The sequence below is a fragment of the Sphingobacterium corticis genome (genome assembly GCF_042684745.1).
Lineage (GTDB): Bacteria > Bacteroidota > Bacteroidia > Sphingobacteriales > Sphingobacteriaceae > Sphingobacterium > Sphingobacterium corticis.
Genome location: NZ_JBHUMA010000006.1, coordinates 917,030 through 936,341, shown reverse-complemented (window position 1 = coordinate 936,341; position 19,312 = coordinate 917,030). Strand labels below are relative to the sequence as shown.

Below are 19,312 nucleotides of genomic sequence, written 5' to 3'. Positions count from 1 at the left end.
TCGGACAAATTATGTTTGCATTAACTAAAATGGTATACGATAGATATGCTAAAAACTAATCTTCGGTTGGTTCAAAAATAATGATGTTTTTAATTGGGAAGTTTGTTTTCAATCATTGTTGGCGAATTATGTATTCAAACTATTTGCGAAATTTTTTAAAACGTCAGTTTAACCACAAACAACCACCTCAAAACTTTTCAAATCTTCATCGAATACCGTAAATCTTGCTGGATAGCCAATTTCGATTTTTCCAACCTGATCGTCGATACCAAGCGCTATCGCTGGACGAATGGAAGCCATTTCAATAGCATCTTTCAATGGAATCCCAACCTGATTTACCGCATTGCGAACTGCTTCGGCGAGTGAAATAGCGGCGCCGCTCAAATTTCCTTCCGAATTGTAGTAAGCGTTGCTTTTCAATTCCGAATCGAAACCTTCCCATTGAAAGGATTTCACTTTCCTGTCCACGAACAGTGCGTCCGAAATCAGAAAAAGCTTTTCGCCTTTAGCGTTCCACGCTATTCGAGCTGCAGCGTAATCACAATGCAAGCCATCTAAGATAATTGGCGCATACACATGTGGACTATCCAAAACAGCGCCAACGAGTCCGGGTTCGCGGTGCATAAACGAGGACATGGCATTGTACATGTGCGTAACTAATGTAACGCCATTATCAAAGGCCTGCATCGCTTCCTTGTAGCTTGCATTGGAATGGCCAGCGGAAATTTTTATTCCACTATCCAGCAGTTTTTTTAATTGGGATGTACTGAACAGTTCTGGCGCGATGGTTAAAAGTCGAATAGCATCGCTATATGAAGTTATCTGCTCAATGTCTTTATCGGTAGGTTTCCTGATGAAATTCAAAAGATGTGCCCCGCGTTTCTTCGGATGAATAAACGGTCCTTCCAAATGCATTCCAAGCACGCCCGAAGCAGCAAAGGCTAATTTGTAATTTCGTATTGCTTCCGTACCGGCGTTGATATTTTCGAACGGAGAAGTAATCAATGTGGGCAGCGTATACGCCGTTCCTTGCAAGCTCGACGATGATGAAATATCCTCAATCGTTTCGGTATTTGGTTGTTTGGTGAAGTGATATTTGCTGCCGCCATTGATATGAATGTCTACGAATCCTGGCGCAATACAAGCAATTGTTTTAACGCCATCTGTAGGTAATCCGCTGACGATTCTTGTGATTTTTCCGTGTTGTGTTTCGATAATTTGATCATGAAGAACCGTCGAACCTGTGTAAACTTTGCGTGCAAATATTTTCATATTTCTAACTTAAGGATTTGATAGTTAATCTGATGGATAATCGGAAATAAATTGTTGATCAACTAAGCATTTAGCTTGATTATTTACAAAAAACAGAGCATGATAGAACAGTACGGTTTATTGCGATCAGAATGTTAGATTTGCTTGTTAACCCGTCTACCTCAAGCAAACAACAATTATGCATATCCATTTTGGGTATTACATGCTTATTAGTCGGTATGAATAAAATTATGATGAAAAAAACAACGTTATTTCTTTGCCTACTGCTGCTCAGTTTGGCCACGCATGCACAACTTCGACTTCCGCATGTGTTATCGGATCACATGGTCTTGCAACGTGAATCTGAGGTGATGATTTGGGGATGGGGAAATGCTGGATCGCACGTCGGTGTGAAGGCATCTTGGCTGCCAGATACGGCTGTCGCAGTCATTGATGGTGGCGGCCATTGGCGATTAAGTTTGAAAACATCGGCCGCTGGTGGTCCGTACACCATAAAGGTAACGTCAAATGAAGAAATCATCACGTTAAACGATATTCTGCTGGGGGATGTTTGGCTGTGTTCTGGTCAATCGAATATGGAATGGGGCGGTGCGCAAAACCTTCCCGAAATTATCCAAGAATTGCCGAAGGCAAATGATAAGCAAATTCGTTTGTTGCAGGTTAGCCGGGTAACGGCAGCCAATCCGCAAGAAGATATTGTAAACGTTTGGCAGCAATTAGACAGCGCTTCGTTACGTCCATTTTCTGCCATTGGCTATTTTATTGCGAAGGAGCTACGAAGCGAATTAAATGTGCCAATTGGTATTATAAATGCAAGTTGGGGCGGTACTGGCGCAGAAGTTTGGACGCCAACACAGGTTATTCAAGGGGATAAAATCTTGGCTGATGCTGCGGATCGGCAGACGCCTGCTTCCTTTCGTCCGCATCGCGCTGGTTCATTATGGAATAGCATGATTTATCCGTTGCGGGATTTCGCCATTTCCGGTGCATTTTGGTATCAGGGAGAAAGTAATGTGGGCAGTTGGTCATCCTATGATTTGCTGATGCAACACATGGTTGGTGCTTGGCGAGCAGCTTGGAGTAAGCAATTCCCGTTTTATTTCGTGCAAATTGCTCCGCATACTTACAATAATAAACAACCTTTAGCCGCTTTATTGCGTGAGCAACAAGATAGAACGGCTCGCACATTAGCGAATTCGGGAATGGTTGTTATTTCGGATTTAGTGGACAATGTGAAAGATATCCATCCGATTCAGAAACAAGCTGTTGCTAAACGTTTGGCCACAATCGCTTTGCAGGATCATTATCAGCTTGGATCGCAATCCGATTATAAATCTCCAATTTTTAAGGAACAACGCATTAAAGGCGATAAAATAGAAATTACTTTTAGTCAATTGGATGGAAAATTACAATTGAAAGGTGATCAAGTAGAAGATTTGTTTATCGCGGGTGCGGATCAAAAATTCTATCCGGCGAAGGGAACTATTCAAGGTAATAAATTAATTGTTTCTGCATCGGACGTTAAACAGCCTGTGGCCGTTCGTTTTAATTTTTCGGAAGCCGGTGTTTCAAACCTTTTCAATAGCAACGGTTTACCCGTTGCACCGTTCCGAACGGATGATTGGTCATTTTAATACAAAATTCTAATTTTTCAATAGCTGATATGAATTATTTCTCGCGTATTACTTCCATTATAGCGCTCACGGTAGCCACTTGCTCACTCCATTCTTGTAATAACAATGCTTCCAAAACAGATACGGCAACGGTAAGCACGGAATCACCTCGTATTATCAATATTATCAACTTCATTCGCCAAACGGATTATCGTGTAGAAGGGGCCGACAGTTTGCTATTCGATGCTACAACCAAACAGGTCGCGCAATTGAAAAAGCATCAATTACCGGGAACTTTCCTTTTGCAATATGATGCGCTGATTAATCCAAAATATCAGGATTTGCTGAAGAATGAATTGGATGCTACGTCGGAAATCGGGGCTTGGTGGGAAATTACGCAACCGCATTGTGAGGCGGCCGGAATAACTTGGCGCGGTCAACATCGTTGGGTTTCTACGGCAAATATTGCTTTCACAACAGGTTACACGCCGGAGGAGCGCGAGAAGTTGGTGGACGTTTACATGGAGAAATTCAACAGCATTTTTGGTTATTATCCGCAATCGGCCGGATCATGGTTTATCGATTCGCATTCGCTAAATTATATGTATGAAAAATATAACATCGTAGCTTCGAGCAATTGTAAAGATCAAGTCGGAACGGATGGGTATACCTTGTGGGGCGGTTACTGGAATCAAGCCTATTATCCAAGTAAATCGAATGCATACATGCCGGCACAAACGAAAGAAAATCAAATTCCTGTACCGATTTTCCGCATGTTAGGTAGCGATCCGATTTATCAATATGATATGGGCGTTGGAACTTCGCGTCAAGGCGTGATTTCTTTGGAACCTGTGTATCCAGACGGCGGAAAAGATCGTCGTTGGACAGAATATTTTCTAAACTCGATTGTTGAGCAACCAAGTTTGGCATTCAATTATGCGCAGGCAGGACAAGAAAACTCGTTTACTTGGGAGGGAATGAAAGATGGATTGGAAATGCAGATTCCTATTTTCGATTCTTTGCGCAATGAAGGGAAAATCCGCATAGAAACGTTGGCACAATCGGGGAAATGGTTCAAAGAGAATTTTGAGCTGACCCCAGCAACGGCGGTTACGGCATTGGAAGATTACCGCGATGAAGGCAATAAATCCATTTGGTACAACAGTCGTTTTTATCGTGCAAACCTGTATTGGCATGGGAAATCATTCCGCTTCCGCGATATTCATTTATTCGATGAACGCGTGGCTTCTCCTTATTTGAAAGCTCCGGGAACGGGCGGGCAGTTTTTCTATTTTACTTTGCCGTTGGTGGATGGTTATTTTTGGAGCACAGAAAATGATTTGGCGGGGTTGAAACTGATGAGCAAAGCAAAAGATGGTTCGGCAGAAGAACTGTTGTTGAGTGATCCTGTGGTGAAAAATGCATCGTCTGATGTGCTAGAAATTGTATCGAACGATCAACACAATAATTCATTTACCATCACCTTAAATCCGGATCACATTCAGGTTTCCTGTAAACCATCAAAAGGGGAATCAGATTGGTATTTAGCTTTGCACGTTCCTGCTGAGAAAAAATCGGAGCTACCATTCAAAGAATTAGGTAAATCGATGATCAAAGCAAATTTTAGAGATTACGATTATCGGGTTAATTTGAAAGAAGGTGCAATCTTAAAAGGAGGGCCACTATCTTCACATATATTTCAAATCTTGCCTAATAAGAACAGCATCAACATCAGCACGGCATACTAACATTACTTTTTGACTATTAACAATCGATTATACATGATTAAATCTTCTTCATTTCTTGCCGTTTTACTGAGCATAGGATCGCTCTCCATGGCTGAAGCCAAAGATGGGCTACCTATTGATCTGCGCTGCGAGCATTTAGTAAATCCACTTGGAATTGACAATGCGAAACCGCGTTTCAGCTGGAAGTTACAGGATGAACGCGCGGGCGCAGTGCAAACTGCTTATCAATTAATTGTTGATACGGATTCCATGTCGGTGGTAAACAATCGCGGACAGATTTGGGATACCGGAAAGAAAACGAACGATGCGATTTTATTGCCATTTGCAGGAGCAAAGCTAAAACCTCAAACACGTTATTTTTGGAAGGTGACAAGCTGGGATAAAGATGGAAAGGCACAAGCATCCTCGGTAGCGGCTTTTGAAACCGGCATGATGGGGAAGGCGCAATGGAAAGGTTCTTGGATCAGTGATAACCACGATGTCAACTACAAACCTGCGCCGTATTTCCGCAAGGAATTCAAGCTGAAAAAGCCGCTTGCCAGCGCGCGCGCATACATTGCCGTAGCCGGATTATATGAGCTTTCGTTGAATGGGGCAAAGGTTGGTAATCACCGTTTAGATCCGATGTATACACGTTTCGATCGCCGTACCTTGTATGTCACGCACGATGTCACAAAGCAATTGCAATCCGGCGATAATGCGATCGGCGTTGTGCTTGGAAATGGCTGGTACAACCACCAATCCTTGGGCGTTTGGGATTTTCATAACGCGCCATGGCGCGGAAGGCCGACGTTTTGTTTGGACTTGCGCGTGGTTTACACGGATGGTACGGAGGAAACGATCTCTTCGGAGAGAGACTGGAAAACTTCGGGCGGCCCCATTACTTTCAATAGTATTTACACGGCCGAACATTACGATGCAAGATTAGAGCAAAAAGGTTGGGACAGTCCGAATTTCGATGATAAACAATGGAAAGGCGTTCGTTATCGTAGCTTTCCGTCCGACAACATTGTCGCGCAGCAAACGGTGCCGATTCGTTTCGTGAAAAAATATACGCCCCAAGCGGTGCAGAAGTTCAACGATAGCACCTATGTGTTCGATATGGGACAAAACATGGCTGGCGTAACACATATTAAGGTGAAAGGTGAAGCGGGAACCATTTTAAAAATCAAACACGGTGAACGTTTACATGATAATGGCCGAATTGATATGTCGAATATCGATGTGTATTATCGGGGCGATCGCGAAGCAGATCCATTCCAAACGGATGTATTGACGCTTAGCGGAACTAAAGAAGATGAATTTACCCCGAAGTTTAACTACAAAGGTTTCCGTTACGTGGAAGTAACGAGCAGCAAACCGATCCTATTGGATAAAGACAACATTACTGCCTATTTCACACACAGTGATGTAGCTCCGCTGGGTGAAGTGAAAACATCGTCGCAAATTGTGAACGATCTTTGGCGTGTTACCAACAATGCATACCTTTCTAATTTGATGGGATATCCAACAGATTGTCCGCAACGCGAAAAGAATGGTTGGACGGGAGATGGTCATTTGGCCATTGAAACCGCTTTGTATAATTTTGATGGGATCACGGTGTACGAAAAATGGATTGCTGATCACCAGGATGAGCAACAACCGAATGGCGTTTTGCCGGATATTATTCCAACAGGCGGTTGGGGTTACGGCACCGCAAATGGATTAGATTGGACAAGTACGATTGCGATTATTCCTTGGCAAATGTATATGTTTTACGGCGATAGCAAATTGTTGGACGATGCGTATGAAAATATCAAACGTTACGTAGATTATGTCACGCGCATCAGCCCGTCGGGCTTAACCACATTTGGTCGCGGCGATTGGGTTCCGGTAAAATCAACTTCCAATTTGGAGCTGACATCATCCGTATATTATTATACAGATACTAAGATATTAGCATCTGCTGCGAAGCTTTTCGGCAGAACCGAAGATCAGCAGAAATACGAAGCGCTAAGCAAGAAAATTAGAGATGCGATTAACGACAAGTTTTTGGATCGCGAAAAGGGCGTTTATGCTTCCGGCACGCAAACGGAGTTAAGCGTTCCGTTGTTTTGGAAAGTGGTTCCGGAAGATATGGTTGCGAAGGTAGCCGCGAATCTAAATAAGAAAGTGGAAGAAACAAATTTCCATTTGGATGTGGGCGTTTTGGGCGCTAAAGCATTGTTAGATGCGTTGAAAGATAACGGCTATTCTTCAACCGCTTACAAAGTTGCGGTGCAAGATACGTATCCATCTTGGGGATGGTGGGTCGTCAATGGAGCGACAACCTTATTGGAAAACTGGGATTTAGAAGCGGAACGCGATATTTCTGATAATCACATGATGTTTGGTGAAATTGGCGGATGGTTCTTCAAATCGATTGGCGGTATTCATCCCGATCCAGAAAAGCCAGGTTTCAAAAACACCTTATTGCGTCCGATTTTTCCGGAGGGATTGGAGCATTCGGAAGTAAGCCATGAATCGCCTTATGGCAAAATCGTGTCGAAATGGAAACGCAATAAGAATAAAACAATCACTTACACGGTTACCGTTCCCGCGAACGCGAGCGCAACGCTGCAATTGCCGGAAAACACAACGCAAAATGCACCGCAAACTTTATTGGCAGGCACGCATACTCTGCAGGTGAAGCTGAGGAAGTAAATATCAAAAAACCCATTCGATTTACCATTATCGGTAAATCGAATGTTCGTAACTCTTCTAATTTTGTGCTGTATATACCTAATAAACCACAATTATGTTGAGACCATTGCTGTTGCTTGTAGTGACAACTTTAAGTTGTATTGGATCAAGTGTAGCACAGAACTAGGATATTTTGGCAATGATTTTAAATCATTGCCAATGAAACACCGTCCTATTCCGCTTTGGTTTTGGAATAATACAGAAGTGACGAAAAACGGAATTGTCGCACAACTTAAGCAAATCAAAGAAGCAGGTTATGGGGGCGTAAGCATTTTGCCATTTGGAAAAGATTTTAAACCCAAATACCTAACGGAAGCGTATTTCGACGTGTATAAAACGAGTATCGAAGAAGCCGCCCAGCAGATATTGCTACAGAAAAAAAAAGAGTCAATATCGTGGCGAGTTGCTGTTTCTTCGTGCGTATCACTATTTTCTATTAACCCAGTATTTTGGGGATGTCATTTTGATGACAGCACCATTGGAAGATGCAAGTGAGGCTTTTGGACTTACTCGTACGCCTTCTGAAGAAGTATACCAGCAAATTATTACTGATTTGGAAGGCGCGGTCACCGTTCTACCCCTTAAGTCAGATTACGATGCTGCGAATATCGGTAGGGCGAGCAAAGGTGCTGCTCTAGCATTATTGGGAAAGGTTTATCTAACCCAAAAGAATTATCCTAGTGCTCGACAAACTTTAGAACAAATTCTGAATATGGACTATAGCTTATTGGCTGATTATGCGCAGGTGTTTGAACCGACCAATAAAAATCACGCAGAATCCATTTTCGAAGTTCAGTATCAGGGTGGAAATAATCTAGGAGAGTGGAGTAGTTTTATTTACACTTTTGCTCCGCGTGATTCGGAAGGGGCTGTCGTGGGATTTCCTACGGCGCGTCCACAGGGTTGGAATATTCCAACAAATGACATGATTGCGGCTTACGAAACTGGTGACATCCGTAAAGACGTTTCATTGAAAGAAGGTTATACCAACTCTGCAGGTACCTATATTCCAATACCCTATATCAATAAATACAATCATCCGCATACTATTGTCGGTCGTACAGATGACAATTGGCCCATTTTGCGTTATGCAGATGTATTGCTGATGCTTGCCGAGGCAATCAACGAAGAGGTCGGTCCGGATCAAGCTTATACTCATATCAATCAAGTGCGAGATCGAGCAGGACTTTCTCCGCTTTCTGGTCTTACTAAAGAATCTTTTCGTGTCGCCATAGCGCATGAACGGCGCGTAGAATTGGCTTTCGAAAACCACCGCTGGTTTGATCTTAAAAGGACATTAAGTTCTGAACAATTAGTGCAGCAGCTAACTGCACATGGAGCGCGCGAACGAGCGAATCCTACCGTCACGCGTGGCGGCGTGCCATTCGCAGCGTCCGATTATCGATTCGAAGGGTATGAAGCCTTATTTCCAATTCCGGATCGGCAAATTTTCCTTAGTAATAAGCTAACGCAGAACGACGGTTACTAGATTTCATATGGGGCAGTAAAGCATTGCCCCATTTTTATACAATTATTTAGAACGATTATAAATAGTTGAAGAATTTTTTGTATGTTTGTTCGAAATAATGGACGCTAGAGATGCTAGTAAAATCGAGAATCGAAGGCCTAGAAGGTTGGCTTTTCAAAGAAGATATTCCTGATACCTATATTCCCAACTACAAGTTAGAAGAGAAAGAATTAGCTATTGCTGAAAAGCCCATCCATTTATTAAACCGACAGCTAGCTACCGGCGGATTGTTTATGATGCAATCCGAAATACGCTTTGATATTCCTACCCAGATATACACAGAAGTTGTAGGCGAAACCGTTACCAGTCAGTTCATTTTTTACAAGCAGGCATCCGATAAATTAAAAGGGAAGCCGAATGCGCTTTACGGTAGAAGCAGACACAATATCCGCTATATTCCCACGACAGCCAATGAGCATGAGATCAAGCAAGATATTGATTATATGTATTTCTTGATTGTGCTGAGCAAGGATTATTATTTCAACTTAATCGATCGGCATTCTTTGTTGCATGAAGATTTTGTTCGCGATATTGAGTTGGGCGAATACACGTCGTTCTCTTCCGAAGATTTCTTTGTTACGCTGGAAATGCGTCGCGTGATTGATGATATGGTGAATTGTCGGCAACAAGGCGAACTAAAACGTATTCATACCGAAGCCCGCATCTTAGAATTGCTGATGTACCAACTGGAGCAGCTTTCCGGAAAAGGACAGGAGCAGGAACTGATTCGCGGCGACGATATTTTAAAATTGGAAAATGCCCGAGAAGTGCTACGCGCTCGTTACGTCACACCGCCTACGCAAAAGGATTTATCGCGCGAAGTGGGTCTGAATGAATTTAAGCTTCGTCGAGGATTCAAGGAATATTTTGGAATTACAGTTTACGATTACATCACGCGTTTGCGTATGGAAGAAGCGAAGCGATTGCTGTTGGATGAACGTCAAAGCATCAGCGAGGTTTCTGCCAATGTCGGTTTCTCCCATCAAAATAACTTCAGTATTGCTTTCAAAAAGTACTTTGGTTTACCGCCAAGCGAGTTGAAATCGTACTAATTACTGAACTTTTCTTACCAAGAGGTGCTGATCAATGTATTCTGTTGATCCGAAGATTGCTCATTAGCTTTGTTTACCGCTGAACCCAACGTTGCTACGTTCTCAATTTCCACTTTAATGGCTTTAGGCACAATATAGGTGTGCAGCGTTTTGGGGTTTACCGCAACTTCAGCATCAATTCCAAATACCGTATAAATGTTTCTGGAAGTCAGTACCTCGGACGATGTGCCATCCATCAATTTACGTCCGTTTTTCATCATCAATAATCGGTCGGCATATTGCGATGCCAAATTGATATCATGCAGAATCGACATGACCATCCAACCTTTATCGGCCAATGCGCGCGCGATGGATAAGGTTTGATGTTGAAAGCGAATATCCATCGCCGAAACCGGTTCATCCAATAACAAAAGCGCATTCGGTTGATGCCAAATTTGTGCTAGAATGCGCGCTAATTGCACGCGCTGGCGTTCTCCACCGGATAAGCTGAGCACAGAGCGTTCCGCAAGAAGTTCAATGCCCGTGATTTGCATAGTTTGTTGAACGATCGCCAAATCTTGCTCGGAAGGACGATTTTGGTAATGGGGATAACGTCCCATCAACACAATTTCCTCTACCGTAAAATCTGCGCTAATATGTTGCTGTTGCATCATGGTTGCGCGAAAGCCTGCTAATTGCAAATCGCTGTACGCAGTAAGCGGTTTCCCATGTAGTTGAATGCTTCCTTCGGACGGCGTATGTTCGCCACTCAATAATTTAATCAAGGTGGATTTCCCTGCGCCGTTGGCACCCAAAACCGCCAAAAATTCACCCGGACGAATGCTTAGGTTGAAGTTTCGAAGCAAGGTGTTTTTCTTGATGGAATAACTTAGATTTTCAGCAAATAGCATAAATATGATGTGCAATTCTTAAAACTACGTATAAATCAGCTGACAATTTTCTTTTTGTCTCGGATTAAAATGTACAAAAATACTGGCGTTCCTAACAGCGATGTGACCACACCGATCGGGATTTCCGACGGTATGGCAATCGTTCGAGCAATCACATCGGAAATGGTTAACGTCACTGCGCCCAAAATGGCAGAAGCGGGCAATACGAAACGATTATCCGCGCCGCCAATCATTCGCACGCCGTGCGGAACAAGCAAACCAACAAATCCAATAACGCCGGAAACGGAAACCGATGCGCCGACAGCCATCGTTGCAAAAACAATAACCAACAATTTGACACGATCGGGTCTTTGACCCAACTGTCGCGCTTCTTGTTCGCCGAGGGCGAATGTATTTAACGCTCTTCCAAGCAATGTCAATCCAAACAAGGCAATGACTACAAAAGGCAGTATCGTCCAAACGGCTTCCCAATTTGCACCGCCCAAACTTCCCAACATCCAAAACGTGATGGTTCTTAGCTGTTGCTCGTCCGAAATGTAACTTATCAAACCCGTTAACGATCCGGCCAATGCATTGATGGCAATTCCGGCTAACAACATCGTTCCGATATGTGGTTTCCCATTGGTGAGCGATATCTGATACACCAACCAAGTGGCACATGCCGCGCCCACAAATGCGCCGATCGCAAGCAAATAACTGCCAAAAAGATGACCTAAACTCACAAAGAGCAGTGTTTCGAAAGCAATAATGGAAGCAGCAATTAAGGATGCTCCGGCGGAAATGCCAATCAATCCGGGTTCGGCCAATGGATTGCGAAAGACAGCTTGGATTGCCGCGCCGGAAATGCCGAGTGCTGCACCAACTAAGATACCCAATAAGGTTCGTGGCCAACGTACCAAATCCATCACGCCGATATACAACTCATCAATTTCACGATAAGCGCCAATTCCAATTTTTTGTCCGATAATCTGCGCTATGTCAGAAAAGGGAATATGCACCGCGCCCAAGCTCAATGATAAAACGATCGCTATCAGTAAAGCGAAAGCTAGAAGTGCGTAAATTGCTGGTCTTTTCATTGGGGATTATGGAGCCGAAGGATATAATTTCTTATTCAATTCCCGAATAGCAATCGGCAATCGCGTGCTAAAGTTAACCAATAATGGCCCATCCATTGATATAATTCTTTTTTGTTTGCCGGCTTTTGTCATGCTCATGCCGGGCATGCGCAATACCGCATTCGCTCCGCCTAAACTGCTGGTTCCGAAATCAAATAGTAGCAATGCGTCGGGATTGGCTTTAATTAAAGCTTCCGTGCTGTAAGGTTTAAAATCGGAGAACTCTTGTATCGCGTTTTTGCCTCCGGCCAAGGAAATAATAGCATCCAATTGGCTTGCTTTTCCAGCTACGCTCATCAATCCAACACCTTGCGCATAAATAAAAAGCACCTTGGGTTTTTGGTTCGATTTTTTAAGCGATGCCAGCGCTTCTTGTGTCTCTTTTGCGGTTTTTGCCGCTAATTTCGCACCGGCATCCTGCATGCCGATTGATGTGCCGACTTCCTGAATAAATCGCTGTGCACCTTTAACGGAATATTCCTGATTAATTGTCACCACGCGAACACCCAATTGCTTTAATTTTCTGATGGTTTCGGCGGTAAGCTCATTGGGAGGAGTGAGGATTAAATCTGGTTTGAAAGAAAGCAAGCCTTCCAACGAAACGGTTCGATCTTTACTTACACGAGGTTTTTGTTTGATAACCGTCGGATATTCGCTGGTCACGTCGACGGCCACAATTCGCGCTCCCGCACCCAAAGCATGTACGGTTTCACTCAACGCAGCGCCGAGCGTCACAATTCGTTTTGCTTGCGCAAAACTCAGCGAAATGCTGGATGAAATAGTAACGCATAAAATGATTATTTGCCTCATGGGCTACAAAAGAAACATATCGCACAAGCAAAAGCAAATCCCAAAGCGCGAACTACTTAAAAAATACGGATTGCATATAAAAAAATACGGATCGCATATAAAGCACCGTATTTGGACTTAAAACTAATACGGATTGCATATAAACTAATACGGATTGCATATAAACGATATGTCGTTCGATCGACAACTTTGTGTTATGGTAAGTACAGCAATCAAGGAAGCCACTAAATCGGCTCATCAACAATTAGAGAAAACCGTCGTTATGCGGTTGAAAGGAATACGTAGTCAAGCGGATTATGCAGATGTTTTAAAACATTTCTATGCTTATTTCAGCGCAGTCGAGCAAGCAATCGCTCCATTTATCACGTCAGGTGTATTGCCGGATTATGCAAGTCGAAGAAACGCTTCACACATACGTCAGGATATTGTTGATTTGGGCGAAAACGTGGATACGTTGCCAGCAGCAAAAGCACCGAATATTCAATCGGTAGCGGAAGCTTTTGGAGCGCTATACGTTTTAGAAGGATCGATCATGGGCGGACCGTACATTGTGCAGATGTTGAAGAAATATGGCATGGAAACCGGATTTAGCTTTTTCTCCGGATACGGCGAATCTACGGGTCAACGTTGGGCAGCATTCACGGAGCGCATGAATGAATTGGTAGTCGAACCTGCGGATGTGGCGGCACTTATGAAAACGGGAGAAGAAACCTTCGCACGTTTCGAAGATGTCTTCGCAGGATCAACGAAGGAACAAGCGTCGCTTTCCGTTTAAAATCAGGAGATGAATAACAAGATCGAAAACATACTGACGTTGTTGAGCCGGGAGGGATACCTCCTGAGCCCACAACGTTTGTGTATTATAAAGGCATTGTGCGAACGAGAACACGTTTCTGATTTAGAAAGATTGTGGATTGATCTTCGGGAATCGCACGCCGTGAGCTGGGCTACCGTGCATAATACGGTTCGACTGCTCGAAAGTTTGGGCTGCCTAATCAAAAAGCAAACCTATAAGCAACCTGCTTATTGTATCGTATTTCCGTCATAATTGCTTCAAGCAACAGCATTTAGCATCGGAAAATACGGATCGCATATAAAATAATACGGATCGCATATAAAACTTATTTAGATAATATAGACTTTTGCTGCATGAAATTATTTAGAATCAGTTTAAATAAAATCTTCTTATTCGGCGTGTTAGCGATCGGATGTGCAAAGGAGGACACACCAGATACGTTGGAAGACGGCGTTAGCAAAGTGATTTACGATTTAGCAGGGGATACCGGCGCGTCCGTATCTACCGGAATTCCCGGAAAAGATCGCCGAACGTTTTATCCTTTCTTATTTGATCTGGAAGAAGCCCGACAAATTTGGGTACGCACTGCTGCGGATTCTGCACGTTGGTTGAAAACCAACGATTGGCATTTGGCTTTCACCGATAATTACAACAGCCGCATATTCATCAATAATAATGCAGATTCCAGTAACCCTGGTTTTGAAGGCGTTGCCGAAGGCACGGCGATTGTCTTGCTTCATGCCGATTACGATGCGGTACGCGAAGCGCCATCGGATGCAGAATTTGATCAAAGCACATTTACCGACGTAAGTTGGGCAAATGAGGAGAATTCGCCGGGATGGTACAGCTACAACAGCAGCACGCACATCATGAAGAGTTTGCCGAATCGCACGTATGCATTGCGCTTGGCGAATGGAAAATATGCAAAACTACAATTGATTAGTGCATACAAGGGAAATCCACCAGCAGTTACCGACCAATTTTGGCCGGCGCCGTATTTGACGTTCCGTTATTTCATTCAGGAAGACGGTTCTAGAAATCTTAGTACAAGATAATTGCACCAAGCATGAAATATTACCAAACCAACCAAAAAACTCGTCACAGAGCCAGCTGGATGCTAGGTCTACTCGGCATAGCAGGAATGCTGAACAGCTGCGGTGAGATATACGATTTAAATGCTTTCGTTTGGGAGCCGGAGATCCCATTGAACGATTCGGTATTCAATCGAGAAATTTATGTGCATAATCTCGCGCTGGATGGCGTGGAAGGATTGACCGGACAACCACCTGATTATTTGGATCCGATTCTTTTCAGCTTGGAGCGGTTTAGCGTCGTACATCCGGGATACAAAATCAGCGATCGCTGGGATTTGGGAATGGGTGGATCATTTGGCGTTAGTATTTCCGGAAACAACGGGTCGCGACGTGGATTGGGTTACGGAAGTTCGTCCGTTGGAGGATATGCATTGATGGACACCGCATATAGTCAGGTACAGGATTTGCCTACAAGCATGACGATCATGGAGCCAGGATTAACTTCCTTGGACGCGCAAGGCGCGGCGGGAAGTGGAATGGGGCCTTTTGCGTATACATTCGGCGGAAACTTCATTCGTCCAGATAAAGTGGTCAATTTGGGAAGCCAAGATCCGGTATTGGCACACGAAGCGTTTATGTATTCGCATTTAATCTACGCGCTTTCAGAGGATTTGATCAAATCTTTTCCAACCGCACAAAATGCACAGCGCGCCGGGTTGCTTCGTCCGAGAACGTTAATTGTACGTACAGCGCGAGGTAACTTCGCCAAGTTGGAATTTCTATCCTATTATAAGGATACCATCGATCCAAAGAACATGAAACGCGATCAACGAAATACGCCATTTGGGTATTTCAGCTTCCGCTATATTTTGATTAAAGCGGATGAAGTACGATTCGGTTTCGTGAAACGTCGACCTTCCATGACGGTGGATGTCAGCAGAAAGAAAACTACCGTTCATTACGATGAACAAATCTGATTTCATCAATAGAATAATCAGATTACTATACGAGTAACATCAACCTATGAAATGTCCATTATTGCCAAAAGCAGACAGCAATAGAACCGAGCTTGCGAGCTCACCGAAGGTAAAAATCTGGACATTCCATATGGCTACTAAAAAGCAGATTATTAACATATGAAAAACATAACAAACCAAACCAAATTGCTGTACGCTGCAGTGATTGGGCTTCTCATGCTGCAATCTTGTACGAAAAATGAATTGGTTCCATACGAAAGAGAGCCGTTAAATAAGATTGTAGAATACAAGGTAGTGAATAATCCGCAGCACATGATGGGCGCGATTGATCAGGAAACAAACACCATCAAAGTGTTTCTACCATACTATACCAACCTGGATTATTTGATTGGCAATATTAAACTGGATGAGGGCGCCACCTTACTAACCATTGATAGCACGGAAATCAATCTTTTGGAAGATGAATTGCAACCCGTTGCTATTGGCGATACGGTGCAATACATTGTTCGTAGCGCGGAAGGGAAATATCGTACTTATACCTTATTGCAAGAAGTTCTACCACATACCCAACCTTTGAATATTCTAGGGTACGGTAATGAAGAACGGATGGGAGCATATAATTTCAAATTGCATACTACAGGGGATGGCGATTATGCTATCAATGCCAACCGTGTGTTTTATGTGTTTGGTAACTTCTTTTCCAGTAGTGCCTTAGGGAAGTTCACCTTAACAAACAGGGAAACTGGAGAAGTACATCAAAATTATGCGCAAATCCAAGCAGTAAGTCCGCAAGCGAACAACCAATACGTGATGACCGCGCGTATATCGCCCCAAGCATTATTCGGAACATACGATGTTAGTTTAGAACATCAAGGCAGAACGACAACATTGCCAGCAGTAAAAATAAATTACCAATTACCTTATGCAGAGAACTATTCAAGTAGCACGTCTTATGCTCAAGGCGATACCATAACGTTCACGGCGCCAGCTTCGACTTTCGCTAAACCAGAACGCATTTACGTTCGCGTTAATAAATCCACAAGGGAAGGTGATGTGCCGCCAAATTTTCCGGAAAATTTATATGGAAAAGATTTAGAAATGAAGATTGTGAGCGCGACGCGCACGGAAATCAAAGCCATATTCCCAGATGTTCCTGCAGGATTATATAAAAACTGGCAAAGCAACATCATCAACATCTTCGGTGTGTTCGCTCGCGAAGATGGTTTTGAAGAAAATACGCCGTTCGGTCAGGAAGTGAAAATAGCGATCACATCGGGTTTAGGTTTTACTGTACTTCCAAAACAGCAATAAGTTTTTGACCAGTAATTATCATTCATTTATAGCAAGTTAAATTCATGAAAATAAATAATATAATCATCTTGGTTTTGATGTGTTGCGGATTATACATGTCCTGTAGCAAAACCAACTACGATCAGGAAACGCGTCCTTACACAGATATTGTTAGCTTCTATGTCGAAGATCAGGTGGCAGGAAAACAAAAGTTGCAAGGTGTCATTTCTGGCGATAGCATCATCATTTATTGGAACCCGGAAACCACACAGCCTAGTAATATCGTACCGACGATCAAATTGGCCGAAGGCGCAAAGATCAGTCCAGAATCTGGGACATCCGTCGCATTTTCTGATCAAACTAAATACACGGTTACGGCGGAAAACGGACAGACCAAAGAATATACCTTGCGTATCAAAACCAATCGCGAGCAACCTGTTCTTACTGCGATCGTAACCTCGTTGGATTTGATCTATCCAATGGAAGAAACGTTTTGGAGCGTAACTCCCGCAACGCAGCCAACTTCACAAGTACATCTCAATCTTTTGGGAGAGTATTTTCTAACAACGGGAAACCTAGAAGATGTAAAGGTTTATATGCAACGTTTACACGATGGTTACGAATTCGATTTAGCATTCGATGCAGAATCGGTGACCAACACAAGCATGAAGGTAGAATTACCGAAGTTTTCCAATCAATTGGATACAGGTAGACACAGAATCTGGGTTCAGGTAGGTGATCTAAAATCAGAATCTAAAGATATTTTCATGCGCGGTCCAAATGTGCAACAATATGGAGAAGTTTCCGGTCAATTTAAAGAAAGAGGCCAATCGGTACACGCCGGTCAAACCGTTTCGATCGATTACAACTACACCGACGATTTGGATGGCGCCGTTACGCGTTATTTCAAACCTGTTGATTTGCATACCGTAATGATTTCCGCACGTCGACTTGAGCGCATTGATACGACGATTAATCCACGGACAGGAAAGGAACAATATAAGAACGTCTATAAAGATGAAGCTTTTATGATTACTGATTTCCAAGCAACTGCTAATCAAGTTTCATTTAAACTTCCCGATGGATTAGAAGGATTTGTCGGCGGAAATTTGCGTATTGGTCAATTCGTATACAAATTCATCAATAGCGATGGCGTTTGGACACATTTAAGCGACGGTGGTGCCAATCGATACGGTCAAATTGTATTGTTTAATAACAGCTTATTTTACGCACCGGATCCGCAAACTGGAAGATTAACTGTTGAAACCAAAATCGTTTCGTCCAATGGCAAGTAACCTAAAATGTAAATCGTTCGCAAGCAAGTTTATGCGGACGGTTTTTCCGCTGTCTATTCTCATCGGATTGTCGTTGCAATCGTGTACGAAAACAGAAGTTATCGATTTTGAGCAAGAGCCGAAAAATCGCATTACTGCTTTTCAAATTAAAAACAGCCCACAGCCTTTGGTTGGTGCTATTGACCAGGATTTAAACAGCATCAAATTATATATACCATATTACAGCAATCTAGATTTTCTTATTGGCGAAATCATCATCGACGAGGGCGCAACGCTCTTGCGCTCGGACAGTACGGAAATCAATCTTTTGGAAGATGAACTTGATCCGATTGCGGCAGGGGATTCAGCACGTTACATCGTACGCAGTGCTGACGGAAAGTACAGAAATTATGTGCTTACCCAAGAAATATTGCCGCATCCAGATTCGTTGAAAGTGATCGGTTATGGAAACAATCCACGACGTAACGCATTCGATTTTAAGCTACATACCGTGGAGGATGGCAACTACGAAATCAACGCCAATGCGGCTTTCTATGCGTTCGGAAACTTCCTTTCCAGCTCGCATCGCGCAACATTCACACTGAAAAATCAGGAAACCGACGAAACACATACCGATTATGTACGCAGTATTTCGGTTTCGCCGCAAGCGAATGAGATGTATGTGATGACAGCGCGCGTTTCTCCAAATGCAAAATTCGGAACGTATGACGTAACGCTGGATCATCAAGGAAGAACGACGCAGTTAGCACCGATGAAAATTGATTACCGATTACCTTACACGGAAAGCTATAGCAGTAGTACCAAATATATGGTAGGTGATACGATCGTTTTCGAATCGGGCGAAGCAACATTTCCAGTACCAGAAAAAATATATCTACGTGTGAACAAATCGACACGTGAAGGGGATGTGCCGACCGGATTTGCCTCGAATCTTTACGGAAAAGAAATTGCGATGCGCATCGTGAGTAATGACAGATCAACCATCAAGGCTATTTTTCCGGAAATGCCTGTGGGCGTTTACAGAAATTACCAAAGTAACGTCATCAATCTTTACGCGGTATTCAAGGAGGAGCCCGGATTCAGAGCAGGAACCGTTTTTGGCACAGAACACCGAATCGCTATTCCGAGTAGTGCTGGATTTTTAGTAGAAGCATCAACCAATAACTAAGCA

Annotated in this window: 17 protein-coding genes; 13 read left to right on the top strand and 4 right to left on the bottom strand. The window is 43.2% G+C overall.

Annotation, left to right across the window (positions count from 1 at the left end):
* Positions 1-168: 168 nt before the first annotated feature.
* Complete coding sequence (gene nagA, locus ACFSQ3_RS10035; RefSeq protein ID WP_380869411.1) at positions 169-1,272, bottom strand: N-acetylglucosamine-6-phosphate deacetylase; 1,104 nt, start codon at positions 1,270-1,272, stop codon at positions 169-171.
* A gap of 230 nt (positions 1,273-1,502) precedes the next feature.
* Here nagA and ACFSQ3_RS10030 point away from each other — a divergent pair, with 230 nt between their 5' ends.
* The 6 genes from ACFSQ3_RS10030 (at position 1,503) to ACFSQ3_RS10005 (ending at position 9,934) form a co-directional block, all read left to right on the top strand.
* Positions 1,503-2,906 carry a sialate O-acetylesterase gene (locus ACFSQ3_RS10030; protein ID WP_380869410.1) on the top strand — a complete coding sequence of 468 codons (1,404 nt, stop codon included), beginning with the start codon at positions 1,503-1,505 and terminating at the stop codon, positions 2,904-2,906.
* Between the two features lie 29 nt (positions 2,907-2,935).
* Positions 2,936-4,633 carry a hypothetical protein gene (locus tag ACFSQ3_RS10025; RefSeq protein ID WP_380869409.1) on the top strand — a complete coding sequence of 566 codons (1,698 nt, stop codon included), beginning with the start codon at positions 2,936-2,938 and terminating at the stop codon, positions 4,631-4,633.
* Between the two features lie 33 nt (positions 4,634-4,666).
* On the top strand, positions 4,667-7,315 hold the full coding sequence (locus ACFSQ3_RS10020) for an alpha-L-rhamnosidase (protein ID WP_380869408.1): 2,649 nt from the start codon (positions 4,667-4,669) through the stop codon (positions 7,313-7,315).
* A gap of 198 nt (positions 7,316-7,513) precedes the next feature.
* The gene (locus ACFSQ3_RS10015; RefSeq protein ID WP_380869407.1) at positions 7,514-7,849 is read left to right on the top strand and encodes a hypothetical protein; all 336 of its coding nucleotides are present in this window, start codon (positions 7,514-7,516) and stop codon (positions 7,847-7,849) included.
* Positions 7,758-8,843, top strand: coding sequence for a RagB/SusD family nutrient uptake outer membrane protein (locus ACFSQ3_RS10010; protein ID WP_380869406.1), 1,086 nt, complete (start codon positions 7,758-7,760; stop codon positions 8,841-8,843). Before ACFSQ3_RS10015 ends, ACFSQ3_RS10010 begins: the two co-directional genes overlap by 92 nt.
* 110 nt (positions 8,844-8,953) lie before the next feature.
* Positions 8,954-9,934: a helix-turn-helix transcriptional regulator gene (locus ACFSQ3_RS10005; protein WP_380869405.1), complete on the top strand. Its 981-nt coding sequence runs from the start codon at positions 8,954-8,956 to the stop codon at positions 9,932-9,934.
* Between the two features lie 14 nt (positions 9,935-9,948).
* Here the strand turns inward: ACFSQ3_RS10005 and ACFSQ3_RS10000 are convergent, their stop codons facing one another.
* The 3 genes from ACFSQ3_RS10000 to ACFSQ3_RS09990 are packed head-to-tail and all read right to left on the bottom strand — an operon-like array spanning position 9,949 to position 12,749.
* The gene (locus ACFSQ3_RS10000; RefSeq protein ID WP_380869404.1) at positions 9,949-10,824 is read right to left on the bottom strand and encodes a heme ABC transporter ATP-binding protein; all 876 of its coding nucleotides are present in this window, start codon (positions 10,822-10,824) and stop codon (positions 9,949-9,951) included.
* Between the two features lie 35 nt (positions 10,825-10,859).
* Positions 10,860-11,900 (bottom strand): FecCD family ABC transporter permease, encoded by a 1,041-nt coding sequence (locus tag ACFSQ3_RS09995; protein WP_380869403.1) that lies wholly within the window; start codon positions 11,898-11,900, stop codon positions 10,860-10,862.
* A gap of 6 nt (positions 11,901-11,906) precedes the next feature.
* On the bottom strand, positions 11,907-12,749 hold the full coding sequence (locus tag ACFSQ3_RS09990) for a heme/hemin ABC transporter substrate-binding protein (protein WP_380869402.1): 843 nt from the start codon (positions 12,747-12,749) through the stop codon (positions 11,907-11,909).
* Between the two features lie 196 nt (positions 12,750-12,945).
* Between ACFSQ3_RS09990 and ACFSQ3_RS09985 the strand changes: the two genes are divergently transcribed.
* The 7 genes from ACFSQ3_RS09985 to ACFSQ3_RS09955 all read left to right on the top strand — a co-directional run bounded on the left by ACFSQ3_RS09985 (position 12,946) and on the right by ACFSQ3_RS09955 (position 19,309).
* Positions 12,946-13,524: a biliverdin-producing heme oxygenase gene (locus ACFSQ3_RS09985; protein WP_380869401.1), complete on the top strand. Its 579-nt coding sequence runs from the start codon at positions 12,946-12,948 to the stop codon at positions 13,522-13,524.
* A gap of 9 nt (positions 13,525-13,533) precedes the next feature.
* Positions 13,534-13,797 carry a hypothetical protein gene (locus tag ACFSQ3_RS09980; RefSeq protein WP_380869400.1) on the top strand — a complete coding sequence of 88 codons (264 nt, stop codon included), beginning with the start codon at positions 13,534-13,536 and terminating at the stop codon, positions 13,795-13,797.
* A gap of 101 nt (positions 13,798-13,898) precedes the next feature.
* Positions 13,899-14,600 carry an HmuY family protein gene (locus ACFSQ3_RS09975; RefSeq protein WP_380869399.1) on the top strand — a complete coding sequence of 234 codons (702 nt, stop codon included), beginning with the start codon at positions 13,899-13,901 and terminating at the stop codon, positions 14,598-14,600.
* Between the two features lie 11 nt (positions 14,601-14,611).
* Positions 14,612-15,556 carry an HmuY family protein gene (locus ACFSQ3_RS09970; RefSeq protein WP_380869398.1) on the top strand — a complete coding sequence of 315 codons (945 nt, stop codon included), beginning with the start codon at positions 14,612-14,614 and terminating at the stop codon, positions 15,554-15,556.
* Positions 15,557-15,715: 159 nt separating this feature from the next.
* Positions 15,716-16,867, top strand: coding sequence for a hypothetical protein (locus ACFSQ3_RS09965; RefSeq protein ID WP_380869397.1), 1,152 nt, complete (start codon positions 15,716-15,718; stop codon positions 16,865-16,867).
* 44 nt (positions 16,868-16,911) lie between these two features.
* Positions 16,912-18,141, top strand: a complete 1,230-nt coding sequence (locus tag ACFSQ3_RS09960) for a hypothetical protein (RefSeq protein WP_380869396.1) — start codon at positions 16,912-16,914, stop codon at positions 18,139-18,141.
* Positions 18,131-19,309: a hypothetical protein gene (locus tag ACFSQ3_RS09955; RefSeq protein ID WP_380869395.1), complete on the top strand. Its 1,179-nt coding sequence runs from the start codon at positions 18,131-18,133 to the stop codon at positions 19,307-19,309. The genes ACFSQ3_RS09960 and ACFSQ3_RS09955 overlap by 11 nt, the downstream gene beginning before the upstream one ends.
* Positions 19,310-19,312 lie beyond the last annotated feature (3 nt).